Source organism: Streptomyces lydicus, from assembly GCF_000717345.1.
GTDB lineage: Bacteria > Actinomycetota > Actinomycetes > Streptomycetales > Streptomycetaceae > Streptomyces > Streptomyces lydicus.
In genome coordinates this window covers 67,828-83,626 of sequence record NZ_JNZA01000036.1, presented here as the reverse complement: position 1 = coordinate 83,626, position 15,799 = coordinate 67,828, and the positions used below count along the sequence as shown (strand labels likewise).

General features: G+C 73.7%; 15 protein-coding genes. 5 read left to right on the top strand and 10 right to left on the bottom strand.

Translation table 11 applies throughout. The features are described from left to right. Positions 1-39: 39 nt before the first annotated feature. The 3 genes from OO62_RS28680 (at position 40) to OO62_RS28670 (ending at position 3,040) form a co-directional block, all read left to right on the top strand. Entirely contained in the window at positions 40-744 is a 705-nt protein-coding gene (locus tag OO62_RS28680; protein ID WP_033270534.1) for a DsbA family oxidoreductase, read from the top strand. Positions 745-797: 53 nt separating this feature from the next. Next, the gene (locus OO62_RS28675) at positions 798-1,868 is read left to right on the top strand and encodes an aminotransferase class V-fold PLP-dependent enzyme (protein WP_033270533.1); all 1,071 of its coding nucleotides are present in this window, start codon (positions 798-800) and stop codon (positions 1,866-1,868) included. Positions 1,869-1,972: 104 nt separating this feature from the next. Beyond that, on the top strand, positions 1,973-3,040 hold the full coding sequence (locus tag OO62_RS28670) for an alkene reductase (protein ID WP_033270532.1): 1,068 nt from the start codon (positions 1,973-1,975) through the stop codon (positions 3,038-3,040). A gap of 57 nt (positions 3,041-3,097) precedes the next feature. Here the strand turns inward: OO62_RS28670 and OO62_RS28665 are convergent, their stop codons facing one another. From OO62_RS28665 to ectA, 5 genes are all read right to left on the bottom strand, one after another. Beyond that, complete coding sequence (locus OO62_RS28665; protein WP_033270531.1) at positions 3,098-4,420, bottom strand: alpha/beta fold hydrolase; 1,323 nt, start codon at positions 4,418-4,420, stop codon at positions 3,098-3,100. Positions 4,421-4,517: 97 nt separating this feature from the next. Continuing rightward, positions 4,518-5,417: an ectoine hydroxylase gene (thpD, locus tag OO62_RS28660; RefSeq protein WP_033270530.1), complete on the bottom strand. Its 900-nt coding sequence runs from the start codon at positions 5,415-5,417 to the stop codon at positions 4,518-4,520. A gap of 94 nt (positions 5,418-5,511) precedes the next feature. Continuing rightward, complete coding sequence (locus OO62_RS28655; RefSeq protein WP_033270529.1) at positions 5,512-5,928, bottom strand: ectoine synthase; 417 nt, start codon at positions 5,926-5,928, stop codon at positions 5,512-5,514. A gap of 47 nt (positions 5,929-5,975) precedes the next feature. Further along, complete coding sequence (gene ectB, locus OO62_RS28650) at positions 5,976-7,244, bottom strand: diaminobutyrate--2-oxoglutarate transaminase (protein WP_033270528.1); 1,269 nt, start codon at positions 7,242-7,244, stop codon at positions 5,976-5,978. A gap of 124 nt (positions 7,245-7,368) precedes the next feature. Continuing rightward, positions 7,369-7,935 carry a diaminobutyrate acetyltransferase gene (gene ectA / locus OO62_RS28645; RefSeq protein ID WP_180290016.1) on the bottom strand — a complete coding sequence of 189 codons (567 nt, stop codon included), beginning with the start codon at positions 7,933-7,935 and terminating at the stop codon, positions 7,369-7,371. A 485-nt stretch (positions 7,936-8,420) separates the two neighbouring features. Here ectA and OO62_RS28640 point away from each other — a divergent pair, with 485 nt between their 5' ends. Together OO62_RS28640 and OO62_RS28635 are read left to right on the top strand one after the other, a co-directional pair. Continuing rightward, complete coding sequence (locus OO62_RS28640) at positions 8,421-9,485, top strand: amidohydrolase family protein (protein WP_078617400.1); 1,065 nt, start codon at positions 8,421-8,423, stop codon at positions 9,483-9,485. Positions 9,486-9,920: 435 nt separating this feature from the next. Further along, the gene (locus OO62_RS28635) at positions 9,921-10,931 is read left to right on the top strand and encodes an SCO1860 family LAETG-anchored protein (protein ID WP_033270579.1); all 1,011 of its coding nucleotides are present in this window, start codon (positions 9,921-9,923) and stop codon (positions 10,929-10,931) included. Between the two features lie 97 nt (positions 10,932-11,028). Here the strand turns inward: OO62_RS28635 and cobC are convergent, their stop codons facing one another. Genes cobC through OO62_RS28610 form a run of 5 tightly spaced genes read right to left on the bottom strand, consistent with a single transcriptional unit; the run spans position 11,029 to position 15,799 of the window. Beyond that, positions 11,029-12,165 (bottom strand): Rv2231c family histidinol phosphate aminotransferase CobC, encoded by a 1,137-nt coding sequence (gene cobC / locus OO62_RS28630; RefSeq protein WP_078617398.1) that lies wholly within the window; start codon positions 12,163-12,165, stop codon positions 11,029-11,031. Positions 12,166-12,167: 2 nt separating this feature from the next. Next, complete coding sequence (locus OO62_RS28625; RefSeq protein ID WP_033270526.1) at positions 12,168-13,079, bottom strand: sirohydrochlorin chelatase; 912 nt, start codon at positions 13,077-13,079, stop codon at positions 12,168-12,170. Next, positions 13,076-13,705 (bottom strand): cobalamin biosynthesis protein, encoded by a 630-nt coding sequence (locus OO62_RS41780; protein WP_063739064.1) that lies wholly within the window; start codon positions 13,703-13,705, stop codon positions 13,076-13,078. The genes OO62_RS28625 and OO62_RS41780 overlap by 4 nt, the downstream gene beginning before the upstream one ends. A 10-nt stretch (positions 13,706-13,715) precedes the next feature. After that, positions 13,716-14,411 carry a VOC family protein gene (locus OO62_RS28615; protein ID WP_033270525.1) on the bottom strand — a complete coding sequence of 232 codons (696 nt, stop codon included), beginning with the start codon at positions 14,409-14,411 and terminating at the stop codon, positions 13,716-13,718. Next, complete coding sequence (locus OO62_RS28610; RefSeq protein WP_033270524.1) at positions 14,408-15,799, bottom strand: cobyrinic acid a,c-diamide synthase CobB; 1,392 nt, start codon at positions 15,797-15,799, stop codon at positions 14,408-14,410. The genes OO62_RS28615 and OO62_RS28610 overlap by 4 nt, the downstream gene beginning before the upstream one ends.

Genomic DNA, 15,799 nt, shown 5'->3' with positions numbered 1-15,799 from the left:
GGTTGCACCGGAACACGTCCCGACGAGGAAAGTCAGCTCATGCGCGTCGAAATCTGGTCCGACATCGCCTGCCCCTGGTGCTACATCGGCAGGGCCCGCTTCGAGGCCGGTCTCGCCGCCTTCGCCCACCGCGACGGCGTCGAGGTGGTCCACCGCTCCTTCGAGCTCGACCCGGACGCGCCCGCCCCCACCGACATCCCGGTCCTCGACATGCTGGCCTCGAAGTACCGCGTCAGCCGCGACGAGGCCGAGGCCATGGAGGCCCGGGTCGCCGACGCCGCCGCCGGCGAGGGCCTGGACTACCGCTCCGACCGCATCCACGGCAACACCTTCGACCTGCACCGGCTGCTGCACGCCGGCAAGGCCCACGGCGTCCAGGACGCCCTGCTCGACGCCCTCTACCGGGCCAACTTCGCCGAGGCCCGCCCGCTCGGCGACCCCGCCGTCCTCCAGGAGATCGCCACCGCCGCCGGCCTGCCCGCCGAGGAAGCCGCCCGGGTGCTCGCCGACCCCGCCGCGTACGCCCAGGAGGTACGCGCCGACGAGCGCGAGGCCGCCGCGCTCGGCGCCACCGGCGTCCCCTTCTTCGTCATCGACCGCCGCTACGGCATCTCCGGCGGCCAGCCCGCCGACGTCTTCCGCCAGGCCCTGGAGCGGGCCCACGCCGACGGCGCGATCCAGACCCTCGCCGCTCCCGACGGCGAGGTCTGCGGGGACGAGGGCTGCGCCGTACCCGGCGTCTGACACCGTCCGAAAGACAATGGACGCGACCGGCCCCCGCCGAGCACAGTGGGGTCATGCAGCGACATGAGCCACTCGGCGGGGCCGAATTCGCGCCCGGGACGACGTACCTCAACTCCGCCTCCAGCGGACTCCTTCCACGCCGCAGCGCCGCCGCAGTGCGCGCGGCCCTCGACGAATCCGCCTCGCACGGCACGATGGGCCGCGACTACTTCGCCGCCGCCGAAGCCTCCCGGGCCGCCTTCGCCCGGCTGGTGGGCGTCCCCGCCGAGCGGGTCGCCCTCGGCAGTTCCGTCGCCGTCCAGTCCGCGCTGATCGCCGCGTCCCTCCCGGCGGGCGCCGAAGTCCTCGCCCCCGAAGGCGACTTCAGCTCCCTGGTCAACCCGCTCGGCACCCACCCGGGCATCAAGCTGCGCACCGTCCCCCTGGAAGCGCTCGCCGACGAGGTGCGCCCCGGCACCGCGCTGGTCGCCTTCAGCGCCGTCCAGTCGCTCGACGGCCGGATCGCCGACCTCGCCGCCGTACGGGAAGCCGCCCGGACCCACGGCGCCCGCACCTTCGTCGACGCCACCCAGGCCGCCGGCTGGCTGCCGCTGCGCGCCCTCGACTTCGACTACCTCGTCGCCGGCGCCTTCAAATGGCTGCTGTGCCCGCGCGGCACCACCTTCATGGCCTTCGGCGGCGACCGCGGCGACCGCACCGACGGCCCCGGCTGGCCGGCCGCGCTGCACGCCGGCTGGGTGGCCGGCGAGGACCTCGCCGCGTCCAACTACGGCCTGATCACCCCGGCCACCACCGCCCGCCGCTTCGACGAACCGCACGCCTTCTTCTCGTACGTCGGCGCCGAACAGTCGCTCGCCCTCATCGAGGAACTCGGTGTGGCCGCGATCCACGCCCACGACACCGCGCTCGCCGCGTACTACCGCGAGCGGCTCACCGAACGCGGCCTGACGCCCCGCCCCGCGCCCGGCTCCGCCATCGTCTCCACCCCCGGCCTCACGGACGCCGAGGACCGGCTCACCGAGGCCGGCGTGAAGATCTCCGTACGCGGCGGGCTGCTGCGCGCGTCCTTCCACCTCTACAACTCCACCGACGACGTCGACCGGCTGCTGTCCCTGCTGGACTGACACCGGACAGCGGCCCCGGGAATGCGGGGTCCCGCCGGCGATGTTGGCACCGCTGACGTCACGTCTGACACCGTGCTCCGGACAGCAGTTGAGAGGCCCCTTCAGTGACCACCGCTTTCGACCCCGTCGACCTCGCCGGCATCCCGCTCGCCAACCGCCTCGTGATGGCGCCGATGACCCGCAACCGCGCCACCGCCGAAGGCGTCCCCACCCCCTCGATGGTCCGCTACTACACCCAGCGGGCCTCCGCCGGACTCATCATCACCGAAGCCACCCAGACCACCCCCGTCGGCCGCGGCTACCCGCTCACCCCGGGCCTGCACACCCCGGAACAGGTCGCCGGATGGCGTGCGGTCACCGACTCCGTGCACGCCGCGGGCGGCACGATCTTCGCGCAGCTGTGGCACGGCGGCCGGATCGGCCACCCCGTGCTGCTGCCCGACGGCCTGGTGCCCGTCGCCCCCTCACCGGTGGCCGCGGCCGGCCAGGGCTTCACCCACGAGGGCCTCAAGGACTTCGTCACGCCCCGCGAACTGACCGGCCAGGAGATAGCCGAGACGATCGCCGGCTTCGCCACCGCCGCCCGCAATGCCCTCGACGCCGGCTTCGACGGAGTCGAGATCCACGGCGCCAACGGCTACCTCATCCACCAGTTCCTCGCCCCCAACAGCAACCTGCGCACCGACGAGTGGGGCGGCTCCGACGAAGCCCGCGCCCGCTTCGCCATCGAGGTCGTGCGGGCCGTCGCCGATGCGATCGGCGCCCACCGCACCGGCCTGCGCATCTCCCCGGGCAACACCTTCAACGACATCTCCGAGCCCGCCCCCGAGGCCACCTACACCGCGCTCGTCGAAGCGGTCGCCCCGCTGGGCCTGGCCTACCTGCACAGCTGCGACGTCCGCGACCAGGACCTGCTGGCCCGGCTGCGCAAGCGCTTCGGCGGCACCTTCGTCCTCAACCCGGTCACCGACGGCCGCCCCACCGGCCCCGAAGAGCTCCCGCTCGTCGAGGAGGGCCGGGCCGACCTGCTGGCGTACGGCGCGCTCTTCCTCGCCAACCCGGACCTGCCCCGCCGCCTCGCCGCCGGCGGCCCCTTCAACACCCCCGATCGCGCCAGCTTCTACGGCGGCGACGACAGCGGCTACCTCGACTACCCGGCCCTGACCGACTGAGCACGCAGCGACGCGGCGACGCACCGGCGGGGCGCTCCGTGCGCCCCGCCGGCCCGCTCACACCTCTCCGCGCACCATCCGCACCAGCCGGTCCAGCACCGCCCCGTCACTGACCCGCAGCCCGTCGTGCTCCCACTCGTTCGTCACCCACACCCGCATGCCCCGGATCTGCTCCGCGGTCCGCAGCGCGTGACCGGTGTCGACGTACATGTCGTCGAAGTAGACCGCCGCCGCGGCCGGCACCTCGTTGCCGGCCAGCCGCCCGGCGTCGTACAGATCCGGCCAGTCCGTCCGCTCCGCCAGCGCGTGCGCGGTCTCCTTCAACGGCCGCAGCGCCGGATCCGTGTCGAACATCCACGGGAACATCATCTCCCCGGTGAAATACACCGGCCCGTCCCCGGCCAGCGCCGCGTCCACGTCGAACGCCGCGTCCGCCGGCGCCAGTTGCCGCCGCACCCGCTCCGCCGCCCAGCCCGTCGGCCCCGCGTCCACCGACCGCTGCCCGTAGATCGTCTCGTGCAGCACCGCGAACAACGGCGTCGCGGCATGCGACAGCTGACCCTGCACGGCCTCCAGGAACGCGTCGGCCGGCTCCGGGCCGGCCGGGCCCGTCACCCACGCCTCACTCACGAGGTGGTGCAGTGTGTGCGACCCGTCGCCGCTGCCCAGCATCAGCCCCAGCGACAGGAACGCCTCCGCGGTCAGCAGCCCCCCGCCGGGCAGCCGCACCACGTGCTCCCGCAGATACCCCACGATCCGCCGCACCGCCGCCACGTCGTCGGGATACCGCGCGTAGTGCGCCGCGTTCTTCCGCGCCACCCGCGGATACGCCGCCCGGTACACGTCCTCGGCACTCGCGTCCAGACCGGGCAGCCCACCCGTGATGTACGCCGCCGACAGCGCCTCCGGCGCCCGGGAGAGGTAACCGACCGTGCAGAAACCGCCGAAGCTCTGGCCCAGCACGCTCCACGGCCCGCCGTCCGGGACCAGGCGACGGCGGAACAGCTCGGCGTCCCGCACGATCGCGTCCGCCCGGAAATGCGCCAGGTACGCCGCCTGCTGCTCCGGGCCGCCGCGCAGCGGCAGCGTCTGCCGGTTCGCCGGCGTCGACCGCCCCGTACCGCGCTGGTCCAGCAGCAGCACCCGGTGGTCCTCCAGCGCCCGCTTCAGCCAGGACTCCCGCCCCACCGGCCGCGGCGACGGACACCCGGGGCCGCCCTGCAGATACACCAGCCACGGCAGCTCGTCCCGCTCCCGCCCGGCGGCCACCACCTCCCGGCCGTACACCTCCAGCCGTTCCCCGCCCGGATCGTCATGATCCAGCGGCACTTCGAGCACATGGTCGCGCGCCACGATCCCCGGCAGCCGGTCCGCCCTCATCAGCCCCTCCTCGCACACGAAGGCGGCGCGGCCGCCGCACAGACCCTGCTGTGCGACGACCGCGCCACCGGTAACGCTCTCGTCTACGTCACCGTACTCAGCGCACCGGGGTGAAGTCCCGGGCCCCGATGTATTCCGGGCGCCGCACCGGCGCCGCGAACGGCTCCACCGCGGCATTCTCCACGCTGTTGAAGACGATGAACACATTGCTGCGGGGGTACGGCGTGATGTTGTCACCCGAGCCGTGCATGGCGTTGCAGTCGAACCACGTCGCCGAACCGGCCTTGCCCGTGAACAGCCGGATGCTGTGCTTGTCCGCCATCTTCGTCAGCACCTCGTCCGACGGGATGCCCGCGTCCTGCATCTGGAGCGACCGCTTGTAGTGGTCCTTCGGCGTCTCGCCCTCGCAGCCGACGAAGTGCTGGTGCGAACCAGGCATGATCATCAGGCCGCCGTTGGTGTCGTAGTTCTCGGTCAGCGCGATCGACACGGACACGGTCCGCATGTTCGGCAGCCCGTCCTCCGCGTGCCAGGTCTCGAAGTCCGAGTGCCAGTAGAAGCCGGAAGCACCGAAGCCGGGCTTCACATTGATCCGCGACTGGTGGACGTAGACGTCCGAACCGAGGATCTGCCGGGCCCGGCCGACCACCCGCGGGTCGGAGACCAGCTTGGCGAACACCTCACTGATCTTGTGCACCTCGAAGACGGACCGGACGCTCTGCGACTTCGGCTCGACGATGGAGCGCGGGTCGGCGCGCATCTCCGGGTCGAGCACCAGCCGGTCCAGTTCGGCGCGGTACACCGCGACTTCTTCCGCCGTCAGCAGCTCCCCGATGGCGAAAAAGCCGTCGCGTTCGAAGTCGCTCAGCTCGGACGGCGCGAACGGGCCGGCCGCTCCGGGCTGCGACCACACCACCGGGTCCTTCCGCGGGGTGATGACCTCGGCGGTCCCCCGGGTCGGGTACAGGTCGGCGATGCGCTCGGGTGCGGTGGTCATGGTGTTGCCTTCCTCTCCTCTCGTACGGAATCCGGCTCACGTGCGTGACGCGGGGCTTCCGCGGCCGGCCCTGACGGGCCGGCCCGGGGTCGCCTCAGACCTTCTCCGGCTCCGGGTCCGGCTCGGTGAGAACCGGGTAGACCCCGTTCTCGTCGTGGTCCTCGCGGCCGGTGACCGGCGGGTTGAAGACGCACAGGCAGCGGAAGTCCTCCTTGATCCGCATGGTGTGCTTCTCGTGCCCGTCGAGCAGGTACATCACGCCGGGCGTGATGAGGTGCTTCTCGCCGGTCTCGTCGTTGGTCAGCTCGGCCTCGCCCTCGACGCAGACGACGGCCTCGATGTGGTTCGCGTACCACATCGACGTCTCCGTACCGGCGTACAGGACGGTCTCGTGCAGCGAGAACCCGACGCGCTCCTTGGCGAGCACGATGCGCTTGCTCTCCCACGTACCGGACTTGGCCTTGACGTGGCGGTCGGTGCCCTCGATGTCCTTGAAGGATCGGACGATCACGGTGGGTCGGTGCCTTTCTGTCGAACGTGCAGGAACTCTGACGGGGCTCAGACGCAGTCGCGGACCGCGCGGCCGAGGGTCCGAAGGCCCTCGTCCAGCTCCTCGGGGGTGGTGGTCAGCGCGGGCAGCAGTTTGACGACCTCGCTCTCCGGACCGGAGGTCTCGATCAGCAGGCCCAGCTCGAAGGCCCGGCCCGCGATACGGCCCGCGAGGCTCTTGTCGTTGCACTCCAGACCCCACACCAGACCGCGGCCGCGGTACTCGGCAAAGGCGCCCGGGTGCTCCTCGACGATGGCCTTGAGGTGCGCTTCGACGATCTCACCGCGGGCGAGAGTCTGCTTCTCCATCTGGCCGTCGGCCCAGTAGGTGTCCAGCGCGGCGGCGGCCGTCACGAAGGCCGGGTTGTTGCCGCGGAACGTGCCGTTGTGCTCGCCCGGCTCCCAGATGTCCAGCTCAGGCTTGAACAGGGTGAGCGCCAGCGGCAGACCGTAGCCGCTGATCGACTTCGAGACGGTGACGATGTCCGGCACGATGCCCGCCTCCTCGAAGGAGAAGAAGGCACCCGTACGGCCGCAGCCCATCTGGATGTCGTCGACGATCAGCAGCATGTCCCGGCGCTTGCACAGGTCGGCCAGCGCCCGCAGCCACTCGGCGCGGGCCACGTTGATGCCGCCCTCGCCCTGGACCGTCTCCACGATCACCGCGGCGGGCGTGTTCAGGCCGGAACCCTGGTCCTCCAGCAGCCGCTCGAACCACAGGAAGTCCGGGTACGCCCCGTCCAGGTAGTTGTCGAACGGCATCGGGGTGCCGTGCACCAGCGGAATACCGGCGCCGGCCCGCTTCATGGAGTTACCGGTGACCGCGAGCGCGCCCAGCGACATGCCGTGGAAGGCGTTGGTGAAGGACACGATCGACTCGCGGCCCTTGACCTTGCGGGCGAGCTTCAGCGCCGCCTCGACCGAGTTGGCGCCCGTCGGGCCGGGGAACATGACCTTGTAAGGCAGGTCACGCGGCCGCAGGATGATGTTCTGGAACGACTCCAGGAACGCCCGCTTGGCCGTGGTGGACATGTCCAGGCCGTGGGTGATGCCGTCCCGCTCGATGTAGTCGATCAGGGCGCGTTTGAGGACCGGGTTGTTGTGTCCGTAGTTGAGCGACCCGGCTCCGGAGAAGAAGTCCAGGTAGGTGTGCCCGTCCTCGTCGATCAGACGGCTGCCCTGGGCACGGTCGAAGACGGTGGGCCAGCCACGGCAGTAGCTGCGCACCTCCGACTCCACGGTCTCGAAGACGCTCAGATCGGGCTGGGTGATGGTCACAGCATGCTCCTGGGAGATGAGTGCGAAGGATGAGGAAGTCTGGGGGCGGTGCCGGCGGCCCCTTGCGGGCGGCCGGATCCGCGGGGCCGGCGCGGCGCCGTCGCCGCGCGGCCCGGGGGCGCTACTACCCGGGGACAGGGGCGGGAGGCACGAACGGGCCTATGAGGTGGAGCACCTCCGGCTCGTGGCCCTGCTCGGGGAACAGCCCCGCATCGAAGAGCACCTCGCGCTCGACCGGCACGGAGTGCCGCTCGGCGAAGGACGCGAACAACCTGTTGGACGCGGCGTTGTCGGGTGTGATGGTGGTCTCGACGTAACGAATGCCCAGCTCGTCCCTGGCACGGAGCGTCAGTCCGTCCAGGAGTGCGGCCGCCAGCCCCTTGCCACGGTGCGCGTCGTCGACGGCGATCTGCCAGACGACCAGGGTCTCCGGGCGCTCGGGGCGGAGGTAGCCGGTGAGGAAGGCGGCCGGCTCGCCCTCCGCGTCGCGGGCGACGACGGAGGTGGCGGCGAAGTCACGACACCACAGCAGGTAGCTGTAGGACGAGTTGAGGTCCAGCGCCTTCGAGTCACGGGCGATGCGCCAGATCGCTGCCCCGTCCTCCACACGTGGAGTGTCGAGCTTGAAGCCCTCCGGAATTTCTCTGATATCGCTGCGGGCACCTGCATGGTCTGCTTGTGCGGCGGTCATGCAATTGAATTTACCCAGGCGAAAAGGAAATTGCATCGCGGGCAGGGGTTACGTAAACGAGCTGGATGTGTTATCGCGCGGGCGCGCCTGTGCGTGCGATCGGGCTGAAACTTGTCACGATTTGCCCAGGATGTTCGGGGCGAAACGGACACGCTGTGTAGTCGGTCACAGCTGCGTAACGCTCCTGAGATGCGTCCGAATTACGGGATCCGTACTAGCAAAATCTTGGCGTTTGAGCTGCGGAAAAGCGGGCAGAAGAATACGGGAAGCTGTACTTCCAGGAAATTGGGAATTCGCCGGTGGAAGACCTTGCGTAGGACCTATGTAAACCTGCCCGGCAAACCCATGACAAGGCTCGCAACCTCATGCGCCGCGATTATGGGAAATCGCCGGGAACGCCCGGCTCCCGGCACCCCCGGTTCCCCGCCGCCAGAACCCCCGCCACCCCGCCCCGCCGGGTCGGCCGCGCCGCCTAAAGTGCCTGTATGACGTCCAAGAGTGAAGGTGCGGTGCTGCACCTCAAGGGGAGGGTCCTCGTCGGGCCGGACGACGTACGCGACGAGCTGTGGGTCGTCGGCGGCCGCGTCACCTTCGACCGGCCGGCCATGGCACGCGATGCCACCACGGTGGAGGGCTGGACGCTGCCCGGCCTCGTCGACGCCCACTGTCACGTGGGTCTGGACGCACACGGCCCGGTGGACGCCCCCACCAGCGAGAAACAGGCGCTCACGGACCGTGACGCCGGCACCCTGCTGATCCGCGACGCAGGATCACCCTCCGACACCCGCTGGGTCGACGACCGCGAGGACCTTCCGCGGATCATCCGGGCCGGCCGCCACATCGCCCGCACCAAGCGCTACATCCGCAACTACGCGCACGAGATCGAGCCCGAGGACCTGGTCGCCTACGTCGCCCAGGAGGCCCGCCGCGGCGACGGCTGGGTCAAGCTCGTCGGCGACTGGATCGACCGCTCCACCGGCGACCTGTCCGCCTGCTGGCCCCGGGGCGCGGTCGAGGCGGCCATCGCCGAGGCGCACCGGCTCGGCGCCCGGGTGACCGCCCACTGCTTCGCCGAGGAGACCCTCGCGCCCCTCGTCGAGGCCGGGATCGACTGCATCGAGCACGCCACCGGCCTCACCGACGACACCATCCCGCTGTTCGCCGAACGCGGCGTCGCGATCGTCCCCACCCTGATCAACATCGCCACGTTCCCGCAGCTCGCGGCCGGTGGCCAGGGGAAGTACCCGCGCTGGGCGGACCACATGCGACGCCTCCACGAACGCCGCTACGACACCGTACGGGCCGCCTACGACGCCGGTGTGCCCGTCTTCGCCGGCACCGACGCCGGCGGCTCGCTCGCCCACGGCCTGGTCGCCGAGGAGGTCCTCGAACTGACCAGGGCCGGCCTGCCCGCCGTCGCCGCCCTCTCCGCCACCACCTGGGGGGCCAGGGACTGGCTCGGCCGCCCCGGCCTCACCGAGGGCGCCCCCGCCGACCTCGTGGTCTACGAGAGCGACCCGCGCGAGGAGGTCGCCAGGGCTCCGCCCTGACTCCCTCCTCCGCCTTGCGATGCACGGCACCAGACCCCGCTCCCTGATCCGGCCTGATCCAAACGACAGCCCCTAGCGGGACGCCCCCCGGAGCCCTCCTGTGGCCCGGCCCGGCTCCGGCCGGGCCGGGCCGCGTCACGCGCCCCTGCCCCGATCCGGTGACCGGGGGAAACGATGCCGGTCAACCAGGGTCACCCACGCGGTGGGGCGGCTGTGACGCGAGAGCTGCACCGTGCCACGGGAATCGAATGCAGACGCGAAAACCACCCGTTGGGATGAACTGACCACGCGTGGCTCCCCGTTCACCCTCAGTGCGGACACGATGTGCGGGTCGAGGTCGTCGGCCCGCGTGATGTCCCCCATTGGCGCGGCCGGCGGCTCCATTTCTCTTGTGGGGGTTCCACACACGTGTCCACCAGTCCCACCCACTCCGGCATGCCCAGGCGCCTCGCCGCGACCCTCGTCGCCACGGCCCTGACGGCCGGTCCCGCCGTCCTGCTCGGCGCCGCGCCCGCCCACGCCACCGGCGGCCACGGCCCGGCCCGCGGCACGTCCGGCGCGGTCGTGCTGCGCGCCGGCCTGAACGTCGGCCTGCTCAACAAGACGCTCGACGTCCCGCTGAACGCCGTCCTCAACGAGGTGCACGCCCCGGCCTCCGCGAACAAGACCGCGCTCACCGTCAACCTCGACGGCATCGGGCACGGCAAGCCGTTCAGCGTGCTGCGGGCCGACGTCGCCACCGCACGGGCCACCGCGGACCACCGCAAGGCCGAGGGCTACGCCAACCTGGTGCACGCCAAGGTGCATCTGCCCGGCCTGCCGCTGCTGTCCCTGATCGAGGTCCAGCAGGTCACCGCCACCGCGGTGTGCGAGGCCGGCAAGGCCCCCCGCGCCACGTCGAACGTGCTGGGCAGCGTCCGCGTCCTGGGCAAGAAGGTCACGCTCACGGCGGGCGGGACGACGGACGTGCAGGTGCCCGGCGTGGGCGAGGTGCGGCTCGACCTGTCGAAGAAGAGCACCACGGCCAGGAAGGCCGCGGCCACCGCACTCGACCTGAACGTCTCCGTCAACCCCCTGAAGCTCAACGTCGCCGACGTCCGCGGCCGGGTCACGCTCGTCCAGGCCAGCTGCGCCACCCCGGGCGGCAAGGTGCCCCGGCCGGGCGGCTCCGGCGGCACCGGCGGCGGTCAGCCGCAACCGGGCGGCGACACCAAGCCGGCCGGGGGCACCGAACCGGCCGGGGACAGCAAGCCGGCCGGCGGCAAGGACGCCCAGGTGAACCAGCCGGGCTCCCGGCCGAGCACCCAGAACCTCGCCGAAACCGGCGGCAGCTCGGCCACCCCGTACCTCGCCGGCGGCGCGGCCCTGCTCGTCGTCGCGGGCGCGGGCTCGATGGTCTACGCCCGCCGCCGCCGTTCCGCCGCCCCGCAGACCGGGCGCGGCTGACAGCCCCGTACCCCGGGCCGGCGCTGTGGGGGCGCCGCCCCGGGGTACGGCTTCTCCAGGCCCCACCGGGTCGCCAAGGACCCACGGGCCCTCGGCCCTACCGGGGGCCACCGGCCTCTCCGAGCACCTCGGCCAGCGCTGAGGTGAAGCGGTCCGTGGTGGCCCGGTCGCGCACCGCGAGCCGCAGCCAGTCGGGCCCCAGCCCCGGGAAGGTGTCGCCGCGGCGTACCGCGAAGCCGCGGGCCCGCAGTCCGGCCCGTACCCCCGCCGCCCCGGGCAGGCGGATCAGTACGAACGGTCCCGCCGCCGGGCCGGCCACCCGGATCTGCCGGAACCCGGCCAGCCGGGCCAGCAGATGCGCGCGGTCCGCGGCGATCTGCTCGGCCGCCGCGGCCGCCTCCGCCAGGGCGGCGGGCCCGCTGCACGCCTCGGCGGCGGTCAGCGCGGGACTGGAGACCGGCCACAGCGGCTGGGCCCGTTCCAGGGCGGCGACGGTCTCCGGGGCGGCCAGCACATAGCCGATCCGCAGCCCCGCCAGACCCCAGGTCTTCGTCAGGCTGCGCAGCACGACCAGGCCCGGCAGGTCCGTGCGGCCGGCCAGCGACTCCTGTTCGCCGGGCACCGCGTCCATGAACGCCTCGTCCACCACGAGCGTCCGGCCGGGCCGCGCCAGGCGGGCCAGCGTCGCCGCCGGGTGCAGCACGGAGGTCGGGTTGGTGGGGTTGCCGACGACGACCAGGTCGGCGTCGTCGGGCACCGCGCCGGGGTCCAGCCGGAAGCCGTCGCGCTCGGTGAGCAGGACCCGCCCGACGTCGTGCCCGGCGTCCCGCAGCGCCGCCTCGGGCTCGGTGAACTGCGGATGCACCACGACCGGCCGGACCGCCCGCACCGCGCGGGCGAGCAGCACGAACGCCTCCGCCGCCCCCGACGTCAGCAGCACCCGCTCGGCGGGCAGGCCGTGCCGCTCGGCGACCGCCCGGCGTGCCGCACGGCCGTCGGGGTAGGCGGCGAGCGAGTCCAGCGACGCGGCGATCCGGGCCTTGAGCCAGGCCGGGGGAGTGCCGGTGCGGACGTTGACCGCCAGGTCCGTCAGATCGCCCCCGCCGTCCGCTGCCCGGACCTCGGCATCACCGTGGTGCCGCAGATCGGGCTCGGGGGAGGGGGCGGCCCCGTGGGCGCCGTGCGGAGGGCGGACGCCGGGTGCGGGAAGGGCGGAGTCGGTGGAGAGCGGCATGGTCAGCGCTCTCCGGTGCCGGCGGTGACCGGGGCGGACTGCCGGGCCGTGCGGTACGTGCCCCGGGCGTCCCCCGCCGCCGCCCGGGGACCGCCCGCCACGGTCTCGTGATAGCGCTCCATAACCACCTCGGCCACCTCGGGCCCGACGCCGAGGGTGTGCGCCCCGTACACCTCGATGTCGGGGTGCGCCGCCGCCCAGCCCTCGGTCTGCATGCACAGCCGCTCGAACAGCCCGCCGGCGAAGAGGAAGTACGGCACGACCACGACCCGGCCCGGCCCGCCCGCGGCCGGGGCCGCGGCGGCCAGTGTCCGGCACCGGTCCAGGCCGGCCGGCACATCGGGCGCCGCCTGGCTCACGAAGGCGGTCTCCACCCCCGCGAAGCCGCGCCCCTCCCACAGCAGCCGCGCGGCCCGCGCCACCTCGGCGTTGGCGTACGGATCGCTCGCCCCGCGCCCCACCAGCAGCACCGTCGTACGGGCGCGGTCCAGCGGGGTGCGGGTGCCCTCGCCCAGCGCCTCGTCCAGCCGCCGTTCCAGGGCGTCGAGCAGGCGGGGATGCGGCCCCAGCTCGGCACCGCAGGTGTGGTCGACCCCGGGGTGGCGCTGCACGGCCCGCTCCAGCGCCGCGGCCAGCGGCCGGGCCACCGGCCCGGTCGGGGCCAGCAGCAGCGGTACGGCGACCAGGTGGGTCGCGCCCCGCGCCACCAGTTCGCCGACCGCGTCGCCGAGCGGCAGCGGCGCGCCCGGACCGCCCGGCGCGGCCTCGGTGCCCGGTGTGCCGAAGAAGCCGCCGGCGACGGGAACTTCGGGGTGGCGCGCGCCGAGCATGCGCACCAGCGCGCGCAGGGCGTCGGCCCCGTCTTCGTCACGGGTGCCGTAACCGGCGATGAGCAGGGCGGGAGGGGTGGTCACTGGGTCTCCTTGGTGCCGGTGGGATCGCGCTCGGGCGCCTTGTCGCCGATGACCGCCGTCCGCCGATCCGGGCCACGGCGGGGCGGGTTGGGGGAGGTCATGACGATATCGGCAGCGGGCGAGGAGCCTGCGGGTGCTCCCTCCCTACCAGCGGTAAGGGCACCGTTGTCCGTTACTGCCGGTCCGGCGAGGGCACACGTCGCCCGGGCCGGCCCGCCCCGCGGCACCGACTTCCGCTTGCCGGCGATCAGTTGGGCGCCCGGCCCGGCGGCCAGCAGCGCGGCCGCCTCGGCGACGCTCGGCGTCCCCACGGCGGCGGCCGTCGCCGCGGACGGGGCCGGCACCCGTACGGCCGCCAGTGCCGTCGCCGGGAACGCCCGCAGCGGCACGCCGAGCCGCCGTGCCGCCCCGATCAGACCGGGTTCGGAGGACTTGGCGGTCACCGTCGCCAGCGCCCGGACCGGCCGGTCCGCGCACCCCGCCGCGGCGAGGGCGGCCTCGATCAGCTCCACGACCTCGGAGACCGCCACGCCCCGGCTCGCGCCCACCCCCACGACCACCGGCGCGGACTCCCCGGCCGGCGGACCGGCGTCACCGGCCGGTCCGCCGACCGCCCGGCCGCTCACAGCCGTCTCCTCACAGCGCGACGGCTCCCCGGCCGAAGGCGACCCGGCCGTGCCGGCCCTCCAGCACGGCGGTCAGCCGGGGGCCGGCGCCGGCGGCGACCGGCTCGCCGGGCCAGGGGGCGCCGAGCGCCGCCAGTTCGGCGTGCACGGCGGCCGGAGCGGGATGCGTCGCGGTGAGCGAGACCAGCGGCAGCGTGGGGAGTCCGGCGGCGGACGGGTGCGGGGTGGTGCCCCAGTCGAGCAGGAACGGCGTCAGCCACACCCCCGCGGACTCCCCGTCCGCGGGCCCACCGCCCGCGCCCGGTGGTGTCAGCTGCCAGGCGAGCAGGGTGCCGTCCGGGGCCCGGCGGGACATCTCCGCCGGCTCCCCGGGGTCGTAGCCGTGGGCGCGTGCCGTCGCGACGCGGGCGCTGATGCCGCTGACCCGTACCGCCCAGGTGACCAGCCGGGGCCCGGGCAGCGCGTCGATGCCGAACCACCGCGGTTCCCGCGGCGCGGGCTGCTCGGGGTCCGGGCCGATGATCTCGAAGTACGCCCCGCCGCCCAGGCCCAGCAGATGGTTGCGGGTGCCCCGGCCGGGGTGGCTGCCGCCGCGGACCGGGCGTACGCCGGTGAGCCGGGCCACCTCGTCGACGGTGCGCGCCAGGTCGGGCGTGGCGTAGACGAGGTGGTCGAGGACGGCGGCGGGGCCCGCCGCGGTGGTCATCGCGCGGCCTCCGCGGCGGCCCGGGCCGCGCCCGCCACCAGCCGCCGGGGCAGCGACGGTTCGGCCGCCCAGTGCACGTGCAGGTACGACGCGTGCACACCGCCGGACACATGGCCCTCCACCCGGCGTTCCGGGTGGGTCAGTCCCCAGGCCGGGTCCGGGCCCGCGCCCGGCTCCAGCACCGTGCGGTGGAACTCGTGGCCGCGCACCCGCGTCCCGGCCGCGGCCAGCGCGTTGTCCCGCAGCGCGACCGCCTCCCGGTAGCCGAGGGTCAGCCGTTCGGTCATCCGGGCCTCGGCGGGCAGCACCCCGCACATCGGCTTGCCGTCGATCGAGCGGGACAGGTACAGCAGTCCGGCGCACTCGGCGGACACCGGCGCCCCGGAGGCGGCCAGCGCGGCCACCGCGGCGCGCAGCGGCTCGTTCGCCGACAGGTCCGGCGCGTAGACCTCGGGGAAGCCGCCGCCGATCACCAGCCCCCGGGTGCCGGGCGGCAGCCGCTCGTCGTGCAGCGGGTCGAAGGGCGCCACGTCGGCGCCCGCGGCGGCGAGGAGTTCGGCGTGCTCGGCGTACGAGAAGGTGAACGCGGCGCCGCCGGCGACGGCGATCAGCGGCCGGCCGGCCGACGTGCCGCCCGTGACGGGGGCGGCCTCGGCGGCCGGGTCCCAGGGGGCGTCCGGCAGTTCCGGCACACTGCGTGCCAGGGCCAGCAGCGCGTCGAGGTCGCAGCCCGCGCGCACCCGCGCCGCCAGTTCGCCCACCGACTCGACCGCGTCGGCCCGCCGTTCGGCGACCGGCACCAGGCCGAGGTGGCGGGACGGCGTACCGGCCCGCCCGTCACGGCGCAGCGCGCCCAGGACGGGCACACCGGAGGAGTCCATGGCTTCCCGCAGCAGCTCCTCGTGGCGGTCCGAGCCGACCTTGTTGAGGATGACCCCGGCCAGCCGTACGCCCGGGTCCCAGGACGCGAAGCCGTGGACGAGCGCGGCCACCGACCGGGACTGCGAGGAGGCGTCCACGACCAGCACCACCGGTGCCCGCAGCAGCTTCGCCACCTGCGCGGTGGACGACAGCTCACCCATCCCCGACGCGCCGTCGAACAGCCCCATCACGCCCTCGACGAGGGCGAGGTCGGCGCCGGCGGCGCCGTGCAGGAACAGCGGCGCGATCCGGTCCGGGCCGCACAGGTAGGCGTCCAGGTTGCGGCCGGGCCGGCCGGTGGCCAGCGAGTGGTACCCCGGATCGATGTAGTCGGGGCCGACCTTGTGCGGCGACACCGTGAGACCGGCCTCGGTGAACGCCGCCATCAGGCCGGTGGCCACGGTGGTCTTGCCCGCGCCGGACGACGGCGCGGCAATGACCAGCCGCGGGACGGAGCCGCCGCTCAT

Coding starts and splice junctions, on each gene's coding strand:
- OO62_RS28680 (WP_033270534.1), top strand. CDS start 40: ATGCGCGTCGAAATCTGGTCCGACATCGCCTGCCCCTGGTGCTACATC.
- OO62_RS28675 (WP_033270533.1), top strand. CDS start 798: ATGCAGCGACATGAGCCACTCGGCGGGGCCGAATTCGCGCCCGGGACG.
- OO62_RS28665 (WP_033270531.1), bottom strand. CDS start 4,420: ATGAGGGCGGACCGGCTGCCGGGGATCGTGGCGCGCGACCATGTGCTC.
- thpD (WP_033270530.1), bottom strand. CDS start 5,417: ATGACCACCGCACCCGAGCGCATCGCCGACCTGTACCCGACCCGGGGG.
- ectA (WP_180290016.1), bottom strand. CDS start 7,935: ATGACCGCCGCACAAGCAGACCATGCAGGTGCCCGCAGCGATATCAGA.
- OO62_RS28640 (WP_078617400.1), top strand. CDS start 8,421: ATGACGTCCAAGAGTGAAGGTGCGGTGCTGCACCTCAAGGGGAGGGTC.
- OO62_RS28635 (WP_033270579.1), top strand. CDS start 9,921: ATGCCCAGGCGCCTCGCCGCGACCCTCGTCGCCACGGCCCTGACGGCC.
- cobC (WP_078617398.1), bottom strand. CDS start 12,165: ATGCCGCTCTCCACCGACTCCGCCCTTCCCGCACCCGGCGTCCGCCCT.
- OO62_RS28615 (WP_033270525.1), bottom strand. CDS start 14,411: ATGACCACCGCGGCGGGCCCCGCCGCCGTCCTCGACCACCTCGTCTAC.
- OO62_RS28610 (WP_033270524.1), bottom strand. CDS start 15,799: ATGAGCGGCGGCTCCGTCCCGCGGCTGGTCATTGCCGCGCCGTCGTCC.